Below are 13,965 nucleotides of genomic sequence, written 5' to 3' on the forward strand. Positions count from 1 at the left end.
ACGCGCAACTGATTGGCGAGAGGACGCTTCACCGAAGTCATCCTACTGTTGTCGGCCCCAAGATCATCCAACTCTTTCGAGGCGTAGATCTCAACATTGCGACGCGACGATCGAGCGCTACGACGACAGAACTACTAAGCTAAACCCTACTCACCCAGTGATATATTTGGATTTCGGGTAATATCGACTACTCAAGTAGCGGATAATACCTGAGAACGCTCGTCTCGTCAAGTTGCGTGATATGCAGTAAGATCACCCTGCTCGCGGCATGTCTTCGGTTCGGCTGCCGCACCGAATTGGGGGACTTGCGTCCAGTTTCCTTCTCTCGTTTCGCTCCATCTAAATTTATAGGGTCAGCATGACGGTTCTTCAATTTGAAAAAGAGGTTTTGCTTTCAGCACAATTTGGGGAAAATGACAAGACTTGGTTTCCCAGGTGGGTGAGGCGATATTCGTTGACTTTGCGAAAAGGGCTTGATGGTGAGTTGGCGGTCAATCGGGGCTCCGTGATCCGCTTTTCCAAAGCTTTGCTTGCCAGCGGTGCCCCGGCATGGCAGCGTTGGCAAGCGGTCCGGGCACTTGAGTGCTATCGGGATCTGGTATTGAAGCGATCTGAGCCTGACCTGTCAGACATCGTGGCGACACTGGCACGGCTGGGAAAGCGAGAGAGAAATATCGAATTGGACGCACCACCAACCGCCGAGGAACTTGCTCGATTGCGGGGGAACGTCAATCGCTCTGAGCCGCTCTTGATCCAAACCATGCGGGGTGAAATGCGAGTCCTGCACTATGCAATGGCGACGGAGAGGGCCTACGTGCGTTGGGTCAAGCGATTCATGACGCACGTCGGTTCGGAGAAGTTGGAGCAGTTCAATGAACTCGACATTGCCACCTTCCTAACAGCCCTGGCAACACGCGATCAAGTGTCCGCGAGCACTCAAACGCAAGCGCAGTCGGGGATTCTGTTTCTGTATCAGTGCATTTTGGGAAAACGTTTGGGGTTCATTGACGCGGTAAGAGTGAAGCGTCCGGAGACGTTGCCGGTTTGGTTCAGCCGCGAAGAAATCGGAAAGCTGTTGGATCAATTGACCGGCATGCACCGTTTGATGTTCTTGTTGATGTACGGGTCGGGACTTCGGCACAAGGAGTGCCGTCGGCTGCGGATCAAGGACATTTGCTTTGACGCCAAGCACATCGTGGTGCGTGATGGTAAAGGGGAGAAGGATCGAGTGACGTTTTTGCCGGAGCAGGCGATTGCGGAATTGAAGCGTCAGATTGAAACAGCGGAGCGTATGCATCACAGGGACGTTGCCGACGGATTTGAACAGGTGTACTTGCCGTACGCATTGGGTCGCAAGTATCCCAATGCGTGCAAGGAACTGGGTTGGAAATGGGTCTTTCCTTCTCGTCAGCGCAGTCGAGACAAACGCAGTGGTCAGGTTTGGCGGCACCATATCAGCGAGGAGCAGTTTGCCAATGCTCTGAAAGCGGCTCAGAAAGCGGCCGGGATCACAAAGAACGGGGTGCCGCACTCACTTCGTCACAGTTTCGCGACGCATCTGGTCGAGGACGGGACGGATTTGGCCACGGTGCAAAAGCTGATGGGGCACAAAGACATTGAAACGACGATGAAGTATGTGCATGTCGACGTGGGATTTGACGGCCGCTTGCAAAGTCCGATCGATCGGTTGATGCAAGAGGGAGGTTGCCTTGGTGGTGGCAACGCAATCCGTTTAGCGTCGTTGTGATGTCAGACGTAGAGTCGACGTGCTGGATGATGCGAGGTTTCTGAGAATTGGTTTGAGAACGGGACGCTCTCGAGAACGTGGCGGCTGATTTGGGCAGGCGTAAGAACCGGACGCTATCGAGAACGTCCCGCTTAGAACGCGGAGGAAACAAAGCATTTTGCGAGATAGTGGCATTGAATCCCAAACAGCTCAACCTATGGAAGCGGATGACGCTATCAAACGCCGTGAGCCGTGACGCGTGAGCGGCCGGGTCTTATACGTATTAAGCATCCATTTCAGTGCGTAAAACCCGTGGCCTGACGGCCAGCGGCTCAGGGCGTATGACATCGAAGAGCGTTTGATAGCACAAACAGGCTAAGCGGGACGTGCTCGTGAGCGGCCGGGTCTTATACGTATCAAGTATCCATTTCAGTGAATAAAACCCGTGGCCTGACGGCCAGCGGCTCAGGGCGTATGACACCAAAGAGCGTTTGATAACATAACTAGGCTAAGCGGGACGTGCTCTATCGCGTGGCGGGTGATTTGGGCAGGCGTTTTTCGTGCCAATGGGTGCGAGCTGTTTCGTGCAAATGTGTTGTGCCTTTTGGGGTTGCGCAAGGTTATGTCTCTACTGTCGGCGCACCTGGTGGCCCCAGTGAGCCTCAGGCGCTAGCCGTGGGCTGTTCAAAATTTGGGGTTGTAAGGGGATTGGCATGCGCAACTTTTCTCCCTACGCCGAAGGCGTTTAACAGCATAGCCCAGGGTTAAAGCCGTCATTCGCCTTGGCGAATGACGCTGCAACCCTGGGTACAGATAAGGTCCCCACCAGTACCTCACTCCCGCTCCGATTTTGGCGGCTTCGCCGCCAAAATCGGAGCGGGAGTGAGGTGAGAGTCGATCGCATTCTCAACCCAGGGTGGCGGTCCCACTCGTTACACTCGCGGGAACCTTACCCTGGGCTATGTTGTTAAACGCCTTCGGCGTATCTTCCAAAGGGAGGAACCAAACCGGCTGATTGAAGTTGCAAGTCAAGACCAATGTTTTGCCGGCCCAGGCTAGCGCCTGAGGCTCACTTTGATTGTGGGCCGGCCCACGGCTAGCGCCTGAGGCTCACTTTGATTGTGGTGCATGGATCGTAAACATGGAATGGAAAAACAATGTCAACCCCAAACTTTGAGCAGACCAGGCTTGGGCGGATTGGCACGAGAACAGGCTGCGCATATCAGCCGGTTTCGGGCTGGGTGGGTCTCTCTGGACCTTGGGGGCTCGTTTCCAGTATTGTCCCCGAGACGGGGCAGGGCAGGGCGGTTGGGTGACAACGAGACGAACATCACACACGCGAAGGATCGCAGGTGCAGGCTTTACAGCGATATCGAGATTACATCTTGCCGGTGGGGATCATTTCCTGCCTGCTGGTGATCTTGGTCCCGCTGCCGACCGCGATCATGGACTTTTTGCTTGCGGCCAACATCACCGCTGGCGTTATCATCCTGTTGACCACCATTCATGTGGCCACGCCGCTGGAATTCAGTGTTTTTCCGACGCTGCTGCTGGCAACCACTTTGGCTCGACTGGTCCTGAACATCGCCACGACGCGATTGATCTTGACAGGCGCGGAAACTCGTGGACTGGACGCGGCGGGCGGTGTCGTCAGGAGCTTTGGTCAGTTCGTCGCGGGGGATCAGATCGAAGTCGGTTTGATCCTGTTCTTGATTTTGATCGTCGTCCAGTTCGTCGTCATCACCAAAGGCTCGACACGAATCAGTGAAGTCGCCGCCAGATTTGCTCTGGACGGCATGCCTGGAAAACAAAGTGCGATCGACGCGGATTTGAACGCGGGCGTGATCGACTCGGCGACGGCCGGAAAACGTCGAGCCGAGGTGGCCGATCAAGCAGACTTTTACTCAGCGATGGACGGTGCGGGAAAGTTTGTCCGGGGTGATGCGATCGCCGGATTGCTGATCACCGCTGTGAACATCATCGGCGGACTGTACATCGGCGTGATTCATGCCAAGATGGAGATCGGTACCGCTGCGTCGACTTTCACAAAGTTGACGATCGGCGACGGACTGGTCAGCCAAGTGCCCGCGCTGTTGATCTCGCTGGCTGCCGGTATCTTGGTCAGCCGAAGTTCAAGACGCACCAATCTGTCGAGTGATTTCATTTCCCAGTTGCTGGGCAGCTCAAAATCTCTTTATGCTGCGGGCGTCTTTCTGTGCCTATTGATCTTTACCGGCTTGCCCGCGATTCCACTAGCGTTGCTGGGCGGCGGCTGCATCACAATGGCAGTGATCTTGGGCAAACAGGAAGCTCAACGCGAAGCTGCGGAACGGGAGCCGGCGAAACCTGCAACGGCCACACAAAAACGAGTGGAAGATTTCTTGACGGTCGATCCGATGGAAGTTTCGATCGGAATCGGCCTGCTGGCTTTGGCTGACCCCGCGCGGGGCGGCGATTTGATGCAACGCATCAGCAATGTTCGTAATCAGATGGCGGGCGACATCGGAATCGTATTGCCCAAAGTCCGCGTACGAGACGAATCAACATTGGCTGAAAACGAATATGAAATTCGAATCAACGGCAACCTGATCGCGAAAGGCGATTTGCGTCCCGACAAGATTCTGGCGATCGACGACGGGCGCACAACGGGCACCGTTTCGGGTGAAAAAGCGACTCCGCGGGAATATGCGTTGCCATCGATTTGGATCGATGCCGACTCGCGGGACCAAGCCTTGATCTACGGGTACAAGACACAGACACCTGTGGCGGCGTTGGTAGAGCATTTGGAGATGGTCGCACGGTCGCACGCGGACGAACTGCTGTCGCGTGACGCTACCAAACACTTGATTGATGAATTGCGAAGCGTTGCGCCGGCGATCGTCGATGAGTTGATTCCTCAAGTCGTACAGGTTCACGACGTTCAGTACGTCCTGCGTAGCCTGCTGAACGAGAACGTGACGATTCGTCAGTTGGGATTGATTTTGGAATCACTGGGAGAGATCGCGAGAACGGTCTCCGATCCGGTGCAGTGGACCGAGCATGTTCGACGAGGATTGTCACGCACGCTGTGCGCTCAATTTCGAGATGCGAGTAACACGCTGCATGTCGTCGAATTGTCGCCAGAATTGAACGATCAGATCACAAATGCCTTGTCCGATGCCACCTTTGGGCCAACCGTGTCGAACCAATCCGACATCACCACAAAAGAAACGCAAGACTTCACTTGCAAGACAGTTCGTCAAGCAGTTAAGAACCTGTTGCGAGACGGACATCCACCTGTGTTGTTGGTCTCCGCCGAAATTCGACCGATCGTGAAACAGATCACGCGAGGCACGATGCCTTGGTTGAACGTTTTATCCCATCGTGAAATCACCCGAGACACAACCATCCAGTCGCACAGCGTCGCCGGCACTCAAAAATCCATCGCCGCCTGATCCGTCACTTGGTTCCTAGAGCGTTTCCATCCATGCGAATCCAAATATTCCGAGCCGCCAGCTTGCAAGCTGCCCTGGAGGAAATCCGCCAGGAGATGGGTCCCGATGCATCGGTGCTGAGAACACGTCAGCGACGTGACGGTTGGATGGGATGGCTGGGACGAACGTATGTCGAAGTGACCGCTGGGATCAGCGAAGGAAGCCATGCCCATTGCGACGCATCGTCGCATGAACATTCTCAGCAACAGTCAATCGGTTCCGGATCGAGTGGCGGCTACGCTGATGGTTTCTCAGGAAACGACTTCGGCAGGGATGTGCTCGGTCCGCTGGATGTGCGTCAAACCAATCCGCGGCTTGATCGGCTTAGCGATCGTTATCGCGGCCCGGAGACGCTACCGATGTGGGACGCATCTGGCGAGTCGGTCAAACCACGATTGATCGAGCCGGCCCTGCCGCCGCAGCTCGCCGAGCTGGAGAAGTCTTTGCGAGCGGCCGGTGTGCATGAGACGATCGTATCGCGTTGGATCCGATCCACATGCAGCTTTGCCGCAAATTTGGGAGACGATTTCCCCGAGCCATGGCTGGAACACTTACAACGCAGTGTCGCCCGAGAGATCCGCTGGAGCGGACCGATTCGAACGCAACCGGGCAGCCGCCATGTCGTGGCATTGGTCGGACCCACCGGGGTGGGCAAGACGACGACGGTTGCCAAATTGGCCGCCGGATTTCGTCTGGATTCCAAGCGGCGAGTCGGCCTGCTGACGATTGACACCTTTCGCATCGCCGCAGTCGAACAATTGAGATCCTACGCCGACATCATGGACTTGCCGATGCAGGTCGTCGAACAACCCGATCAGATGCAACCCGCGCTCAAACGTTTGGGCGACGTCGACTTGGTCTTGATCGACACGGCCGGACGTAGCCCGAGAAGCGACAGTCGTATCGAACAATTGGTGGAACTGCTTCGTTTGGCGGAAGTCGACGAGACGCACTTGGTGCTTAGCGCGACGAGTTCTGCTGCGGTGATCGGCTCCGTCCTGCAAGGATTCTCGCCCGCGCATCCCACCTCAGCGATCTTGACCAAGCTCGATGAGACGCCGTGCACTGCCGCAGTGTTGTCAGCGGTGACCGCATCGGCAACGCGTCCAGGCATGCCCTTGAGTTACATCACCAACGGGCAACAGGTTCCTGATGACATTGCGATCGCGGATGCCACCGCGCTGGTGAGTCGACTGCTGCCTGCACCGGTGTCGTTGCCAGACGTAGGGGCGGCGTAGCAAACGGAATACCAGAGCGAAGAAGGTTTTATGAATTTTCTCGCAAAAAGATTTATCTTGGGCTTAGCAGACGCCCGATACAGAAACAGTGGAGAGCTACAAACTTTGAAACGGACTTGAGAAGTTTTTTTGAAGTGTAGCTCAGTCAACTTGGAAAACACTTCCGGCAGGACGCCGGCGGATACGAATTGGTTCACGGAGGATTGAATGCCAGCCGCAGTTTCAACGGACGAAGAAATCCTAGAGGTTTGGAAGCAGTTTAAACAAACCGAGAAGGATTCGGCCGACTACGAACCCCTTCGTAATCGTTTGGTCGAACGCTATATGCCATTGGTTCGCTACAATGGCGAACGCATTTGGCAACGATTACCAGACGGGGTCGAGTTGGATGACTTGATCAGCGCAGGCATCTTTGGATTGATGGATGCGATTGACGCCTACGACATGGATCGAGGCGTTAAGTTTGAGACCTACTGTGTGCCACGGATTCGTGGTGCCATGTTGGACGAACTGCGTACGATGGACTGGGTGCCCCGATTGGTACGTAGCAAGGCCAGCAAGCTGGGTGTTGCTCGCAAGCAATTGGAGACAAAGTTTGGACGACCACCAACGGTCGCCGAATTGTCGGCCCACATGGAGATCAGCATCAAAGAAGTCGAAAAGATGCAATCCGATGCCAACGCCGTCGGCGTGGTGTCATTGAACAAAAAGTGGTACGAAACGGACAGCTACAAAGACGTTCGAGAGATCGACATCTTGGAAGACAAGAAGGGTGAAGACCCGACGCGTCGCGTCCAAAAAAACGATCTGATGCGATTGGTCACCAAAGGACTCAACCGCAACGAACGCTTGATCATCATTCTGTACTACTACGAAGAATTGACGATGAAGGAGATCGGGGCCACTCTCGATCTTTCTGAATCACGCGTCAGCCAGATGCACACATCGATCGTCAACCGGTTGCAATCGCAACTGGGCCGGCGACGCATCGAGTTCGGAACGTAAATAGAAGTACGTCAGCCTTTCTAGGCTGACACGAGACTGTGTATGTCAGCCTAGAAAGGCTGACGTACGCGATGGTCAGTCTGGAAAGGCTGACGTACGAATGCGGCATCCCATGCTATGGGATGCCGCTTTTTTTGTTGCATCTGGGTCTTTCACAAACACCTGCCGTTGATTCAAGCCACTGGGCGGCTCATGCTGGGGCATTCCGTTGCTTCCTGGGTTTCACATTTGTTCTTGAGTTTCGCCATGTGCCGTGTCCATTCCCTCCTCGCCCTGATGCTGGCCTTGACGATGACACAGATCCCGGCATCGGCAGAGAATCCTGGCCGAACCATCTTTGCCGATCCATCCGAACTGGCCTTGATCAGCAACGATTTTGAAATGGCCGACGGTGCCGCTTGGGATGGAGCCAGTCGGCTGTTTGTGCCCGATGTCAAAGGTCAAGTGCTCAAGGTCTTTCAGCTACGCAATCCCGAGGACGCCGCCAGAACGCGTGCCAGTGGGCTCGCAATCTCGGGCACGTGTTTTCAACTGGGACACTTGTATTTTGCCGATAATCGCGGTGCCCGGATCGCGATACTGGGCAACGAAGGCCCCGGGGTGACGTTGGCCAAGTTCAACGAGAACCAGCGTCCCAACGATCTTGACGTTGACGCGATGGGCAATGTTTACGTCACCTTCACACCCGAAGGCGTGGTGAGAAAAATCACGCCTGACGGAAAGGTGACCGTGCTCGTCGATGGACTGTCCACTCCCAACGGGATCGCTTTGTCGCCCAGCGGACGAACGCTCTATGTGTCGTCGGCGAAAACAGGAATTGTTTATCGATTAGCGATCAGCGACGGCAATGAACCTGCGACAGCCGAGTCCTTTGCCCAGTTGCCTGAAACCGAGAACGGATTCCGCGGTGATGGCATGTGCACCGATCGCGCGGGCAATCTCTACGTCACCGGCGCCGAGTCGGTCACCGTGTTTGCAACCTCAGGCGAAATCGTTGACACGCTGCAGACTCCCGAGCGACCGATCAATGTGGTACTTGGTGGAATCGATTCACGGGTGTTGTTTATCAGCACACTGGGTGGACTCTACAGCATCCCCGTCGATGCCTACGCTATCGCCCCGACTCCCAACTCAGGGACACCTCAACAAGAAACCTCCGGTGAATCGACGAGGGAGGAAAAGGCGATGCCGGCTCCGATCTCCACCGTGATCCGACCATCGATTCGCTCACAGCTGAACGTGGTCTACGCAACCGTCGACGGACGCGAATTGCTGATGGACGTGTTCACGCCGACCAGTGGCTCACCGGCAAAGCCATGTGTGATCGTGGTGCACGGCGGGGGCTGGCTCAACGGCGACAAGACTCGATTTCGTGCCCTGGCGTTACGGCTTGCTGAGCGTGGTTATGTCACGGCGGCGATTGAGTACCGACTGGGCTACGAAGCGTGTTTCCCCGCCGGGATTCGCGACTGCAATGCGGCGACGATCTTTCTGAAAGAGAACGCGGGCCGTTTTGGCCTGGACCCCAATCGAATCTCTGCCGTTGGCGGTTCCGCTGGCGGTCATCTCGTCGGCTTGATGGCGGCGGGTGCAAACAACGACGAACTGAAACATCCCGCAGATCAAGGCAAGAACGCTTCGTTGAAAGCCGCCGTCGTGATGGCGGGGCCTCTGCAGGTCGCCAGCGGCAGCGTTGCCGAGCGATCAAGCGGTCCCGAGGCAAACAGCAATGCGGTGCAATGGATTGGCGCTGATTTCACCACGGCACCCGAGATGTATCATCTTGCCGACGCGTATGAGCAGATTTCCAGCAGCATGCCTCCGACGCTTTTTGTTTCAGGCAGCTTGGACAACCCAGAACGTAACCAGCCATCACGCGACAAGATGACTTCGCTGGGTGTCTTCAATCGATTGATCGTCCACCCTGGAGCCAAGCACGGCCATTGGAATCAGGCTGATTGGATTCTGAGAGTCGTTGCCGACGTCGATGGCTTCTTGAAACAACAGTTGTAGGAACGGCGAAAGCGGACATGCGAATTGCTCACATCATCACTCGGATGATCATTGGAGGCGCGCAAGAAAACACATTGTTGAATTGCCTGGATCTGATGCACGATCATGGCGATGAGGTGCTGCTGATCACGGGGCCGTCAGTTGGTCCCGAAGGAAACCTTTTGGATCAGGGCAGGGCAGGGGAGTTGCCAATTGAGCAGGTGCCGTCACTGCGACGTGCGATCCATCCCTATCACGACTGGCAAGCGACACGCTCGATTCGATCGATTTTGAGAACTTTTCGTCCGGATGTGGTTCACACACATAGTGCAAAGGGTGGATTACTCGGACGACATGTGGCTTGGGGGTTGCGAGACAATGAGGGACAGCGACCTGCGGTGATTCACACCGTTCACGGCGCACCGTTTCATCCTTTTCAGTCCGCGCCCGCCCGAGAGTTTTTTCGACGGTGCGAACGTTGGGCCGCCCAACGTTGCCATCACATGGTCAGTGTCGCCGATGCGATGACCGATTTGATGGTGGATGCGGACGTGGCACCGCGGGAAAAGTTCACGACAATCTACAGTGGAATGGACGTTGACCCGTTTCTGCATTCGGACGACCATCGCCAAGCGATCCGTGACCGCTTTGGTTTTCGCAACGAGCATGTGGTCATCGGCAAGATTGCCCGGTTGTTTCACCTCAAGGGACACGACGACCTGATCACTGCCGCCGCCATCGTCGCATCAGAATATCCCCAGGTGCGATTTTTACTGGTAGGCGATGGGCTGCTGCGACAGCCATTGACGGATCGGATCGCTTCGTTGGGGTTACAAGATCACTTTGTCTTTGCCGGCTTGGTCCCGCCCTCGGAGGTGCCGCCGCTGATCGGAGCCATGGACGTGCTGGTCCATACCTCGCTGCGAGAGGGGCTCGCTCGTGCGTTGCCTCAAGCCCTGTTGGCGGGTAAACCGGCGGTCAGCTACGACGTGGACGGAGCCCGCGAGGTCGTGATCAACGACCAAACCGGCTACCTGATTGAGCCCGGTGACACCCAGGGATTGGCAAAATCGCTCAGTAAATTGACGGGAAATCAAAAGTTGCGGGCGGAACTGGGCGGGGCAGGGCAGAGGCGTTTTACCGAGCAATTCCGGCACGAAACGATGACACGGCTGATACGAGAGCTCTATCTGCGGACCCTGGGCAGCCTTTCAAGGTAGTGCCGAATTGAACTATCATGACGAGGCTGACGGAACTGACCTCGACTGAACCAGCCCCCCGATGACCAAGACCCGAGACTTCTTTGGCCCATACCGACTTGCGCGGCTGATTCGCTCTGGATCCACTGCAGAGGTATGGGAAGCGATCGACGAAAACACGAACGAGCGATATGCACTCAAAATCTTGAAGCGGCAGAGCGCGGGCGACAGGACCGAGGTCGCGATGCTCAAACATGAGTACAACGTGGGCAAGGACCTCGCCAGTCCGCGAATCATCAAGATCCTGGACTACCAAGTCGCCAACGACCGTCCATTCCTGGTCCTGGAACTGTTCAGCGAACTGAATATCAAACAAGCCTTGCGGCGTGGCCCCGAATCGCTGGCGTTCATGCTGCGAAAGATCATCGAGCAAGCCGGCGAAGGCCTCTACTACATGCACACCAAGAACTGGTTGCACCTGGACATCAAGCCGGACAATTTCCTCGTCAGCCGAGACGGCGAAACCAAACTCATCGACTTCACCATCAGCGAGAAAAAGAAAACCGGCCTGAGCAAGCTGTTCCACAAATCCAAGACGGCTCGCGGGACTCGCAGCTACATGGCCCCGGAACAGATTCGCTGCAAGGTCTGTGACGAGCGAACCGACATCTATGCCTTTGGCTGTGTCCTGTACGAAATGTGCACGGGAAAACCACCGTACACCGGCGACACGCCCAACGACTTGCTCAGCCGACACCTGAGTTCGTCGATCCCAAGCCCGATTGTCCATAACGACAACATCACCCCCGAATTTGCCGCCATCGTCAAACGCATGATGGCAAAGAATCCCGCTGATCGACCGGACTCGATGTGGGATTTCTTGAAAGAGTTTCGAACGACTGAAATCCATCGCAAACGCCCCCGAAAACCAAAGATCAGCGTGTTCGACAGCATGCCGGGAATCAAGGGTGCCGACGACATGCTCCGCAAAGATGCCGGCCTGGAAAACGATGTCATTGAATACGAGGACTGATACGAGATGAGCGCTGGCCCCGGACTGGAATTTGAAAACGAAATCGCTGATCTGGAATCACGCATCAGCGTGCTGGAACGGCAAACCGATCGCAGCAACGAAGTCGAGAACGAACTTCGTGAACTGAGACTGCTGCGCGTCAATCAATTACGCGATGTCTATTCGTCACTGGACGCTTGGCAAACGGTGCAAGTTGCTCGGCACAAAAATCGACCGTACACCAAGGACTACTTGAATCTGGCGTTCGACGAGTTTGTGGAGCTGCACGGCGATAAGCATTTTGGCGACGACCGTGCGATGATCTCAGGCTTTGCCAAACTGGATCGCTTTAAAGTCATGGTGCTGGGTCATCAAAAGGGACGCACGTTCAAAGAACGCGCCGCCTGCCATTTCGGCTGCGCCCATCCCGAAGGTTACCGCAAAGCGATGAGCAAGATGCGTCTGGCTGAAAAGTATCGCTTGCCGTTGATCTGTTTTATCGACACCCCCGGTGCCTATCCCGGCGTCGGCGCCGAAGAACGCGGACAGGCCCAGGTGATCGCCGAAAGCATGTTCAAGATGAGTCGTCTGAGAACCCCGATCATCTGCGTTGTGATCGGCGAAGGTGGCAGCGGTGGAGCATTGGGCATCGGTGTGGGCGATCGAATCGCGATGCTGAAACATTCCTACTACAGCGTGATCAGCCCGGAGGGTTGCGCGGGGATTCTGTGGAAGAGCCACGAACACGCCCCCAAAGCAGCCGCGGCGTTGAAGTTCACCAGCGACAGCCTGAAGAACCTGGGCGTGGTCGATGATGTTTTGGAAGAACCCCTGGGAGGCGCCCATCGTGATCATCACCAAATGGCGACTCGATTGAAAACGTATCTGTCACGAGCGCTGACCGAACTGGAAAGCCAGGACGTGGATGAGATGCTCGACGCTAGGTACGAAAAATTCCGTCGCATGGGCGTGTTTCTTGACGGCGGGGTCGAGGAACTTGCGACCTGACTCGAGGTTGGCTACTGCACTTGCACCTGCAGGTCGACCGCAAGTTCAACGAAGCACCCGGCTGTGGCGTTTTTGTTTAACAGGTAGTCGAAGGTTTTGAAGTTACGCTTTTGCGCGAGGCATTGGTCTTAGGTAACCCGAAGCGTGAGCGAGGGATGAGTCAAGATCGAATCTCCCTCGCTTTCGCAGCGGGTTACCCAAAAGGAGCAACTTCATAAGCCGAAGGCGACGCTCAATGAAACACTGCCTACCCTTCGGGCACGGGTTAAAAAGAACATGGAACGGCTGCGGGTCAATCGAGAATGGGACGCCTGCGAGGCGAAGCAGTGCAGGGGAGTTGCTTCGAAGTGAGCCTCAGGCGCTAGCCGTGGGCCCGGCACCACAATCCGCTTCAGGCCCACGGCTAGCGCCTGAGGCTCACTGGGGCCAGCAACGGCGACAACTCGTTGTTGATCGAGTCCGCAACCGGAATAACCCGAATTCGTCGTCGTCGGTGAAAACTGGATTTGCGATGCAAAGCAAATCGAATTTCGTGAAATCAGAACGTCAAACCGGACGATCTGAGACTCAAAATCGAGCCTCAAAACCGATTTCGATTTGGGGCTCTTTGACAAGCGTCGCAACGGTGCAGCAACGCCGCCCAAAACTCTCTTTCGGCGACCCGAATCCGCTCTCCATTTTGCTTGGTTGTCGACGCCGTGCTTGGTTGTCGACAACCAAGCAATCTCGCTCGTCGTTGGTTGTCGACAACCGATCACGGTGACGCCTGGAACGCGGCGAACAAACTCTTCGATCGCTTTCGCCCAGCGATCTCGGACGCTCAGCGAGGATGCCCGACGAGAGCTCGGATTGGCCATCAACGGACGAACCATCTGGGCAGACAGGAACCTGGAAACGGCGAAACACAGGGCGTTTTAGCCACTTCTGCAACGTCCGATAATCACTCTTATGTTGTATTCAGGCTGCGGAAATCCCCGTATTTGAGCGATTTCCGTGTTTCGCCGTCCCGGAACCCGATGTCGATCAACGCTGACCAAGGCTGAACCACGAGCCCTGCTTCCCCAAGCTCGACAACACAGCCTCTCGCTCAATGCAACGGCAACCAAACTGCAACGTCAGCCTGGCAATGCGGGGTCGATCATGAGCCAAGCGGTGTCCGCCGCGAACTGGAGAAGAGACCAACATGCCAGTCGAATTCGCCAGTCAAATTCGCCGTTTGAATTCGATGATCGAGCGCCCCAAAAGAATGAGAGCTGAGCCCTTTCACCAGCCCTTGAATTCAGCGTCACCACGGCCGCGGAATTGGTCGCCA

General features: G+C 55.8%; 9 protein-coding genes. 8 read left to right on the top strand and 1 reads right to left on the bottom strand.

From position 1 onward, the window contains the following. Positions 1-358 precede the first annotated feature (358 nt). The 8 genes from Pla52nx_RS28280 to Pla52nx_RS28315 all read left to right on the top strand — a co-directional run bounded on the left by Pla52nx_RS28280 (position 359) and on the right by Pla52nx_RS28315 (position 12,653). The gene (locus Pla52nx_RS28280; protein ID WP_342190278.1) at positions 359-1,747 is read left to right on the top strand and encodes an integron integrase; all 1,389 of its coding nucleotides are present in this window, start codon (positions 359-361) and stop codon (positions 1,745-1,747) included. Between the two features lie 1,331 nt (positions 1,748-3,078). After that, the gene (locus Pla52nx_RS28285; RefSeq protein WP_146521311.1) at positions 3,079-5,160 is read left to right on the top strand and encodes a flagellar biosynthesis protein FlhA; all 2,082 of its coding nucleotides are present in this window, start codon (positions 3,079-3,081) and stop codon (positions 5,158-5,160) included. Between the two features lie 32 nt (positions 5,161-5,192). Continuing rightward, positions 5,193-6,437, top strand: coding sequence for a flagellar biosynthesis protein FlhF (locus Pla52nx_RS28290; RefSeq protein WP_146521312.1), 1,245 nt, complete (start codon positions 5,193-5,195; stop codon positions 6,435-6,437). A gap of 207 nt (positions 6,438-6,644) precedes the next feature. Then, on the top strand, positions 6,645-7,442 hold the full coding sequence (locus Pla52nx_RS28295; RefSeq protein ID WP_146521313.1) for a FliA/WhiG family RNA polymerase sigma factor: 798 nt from the start codon (positions 6,645-6,647) through the stop codon (positions 7,440-7,442). A 246-nt stretch (positions 7,443-7,688) separates the two neighbouring features. Then, positions 7,689-9,455 carry an SMP-30/gluconolactonase/LRE family protein gene (locus tag Pla52nx_RS28300; protein WP_197454772.1) on the top strand — a complete coding sequence of 589 codons (1,767 nt, stop codon included), beginning with the start codon at positions 7,689-7,691 and terminating at the stop codon, positions 9,453-9,455. Between the two features lie 17 nt (positions 9,456-9,472). After that, on the top strand, positions 9,473-10,654 hold the full coding sequence (locus Pla52nx_RS28305; protein ID WP_146521315.1) for a glycosyltransferase family 4 protein: 1,182 nt from the start codon (positions 9,473-9,475) through the stop codon (positions 10,652-10,654). Between the two features lie 61 nt (positions 10,655-10,715). Next, positions 10,716-11,666, top strand: a complete 951-nt coding sequence (locus Pla52nx_RS28310; protein ID WP_146521316.1) for a serine/threonine protein kinase — start codon at positions 10,716-10,718, stop codon at positions 11,664-11,666. Positions 11,667-11,672: 6 nt separating this feature from the next. Next, positions 11,673-12,653, top strand: a complete 981-nt coding sequence (locus Pla52nx_RS28315) for an acetyl-CoA carboxylase carboxyltransferase subunit alpha (protein ID WP_146521317.1) — start codon at positions 11,673-11,675, stop codon at positions 12,651-12,653. Positions 12,654-12,865: 212 nt separating this feature from the next. Here Pla52nx_RS28315 and Pla52nx_RS28320 read toward each other — a convergent pair whose 3' ends face one another. Further along, on the bottom strand, positions 12,866-13,510 hold the full coding sequence (locus Pla52nx_RS28320; protein ID WP_197454773.1) for a hypothetical protein: 645 nt from the start codon (positions 13,508-13,510) through the stop codon (positions 12,866-12,868). Between the last annotated feature and the right edge of the window lie 455 nt (positions 13,511-13,965).

Origin of the sequence: Stieleria varia (assembly GCF_038443385.1) — a bacterium.
GTDB lineage: Bacteria > Planctomycetota > Planctomycetia > Pirellulales > Pirellulaceae > Stieleria > Stieleria varia.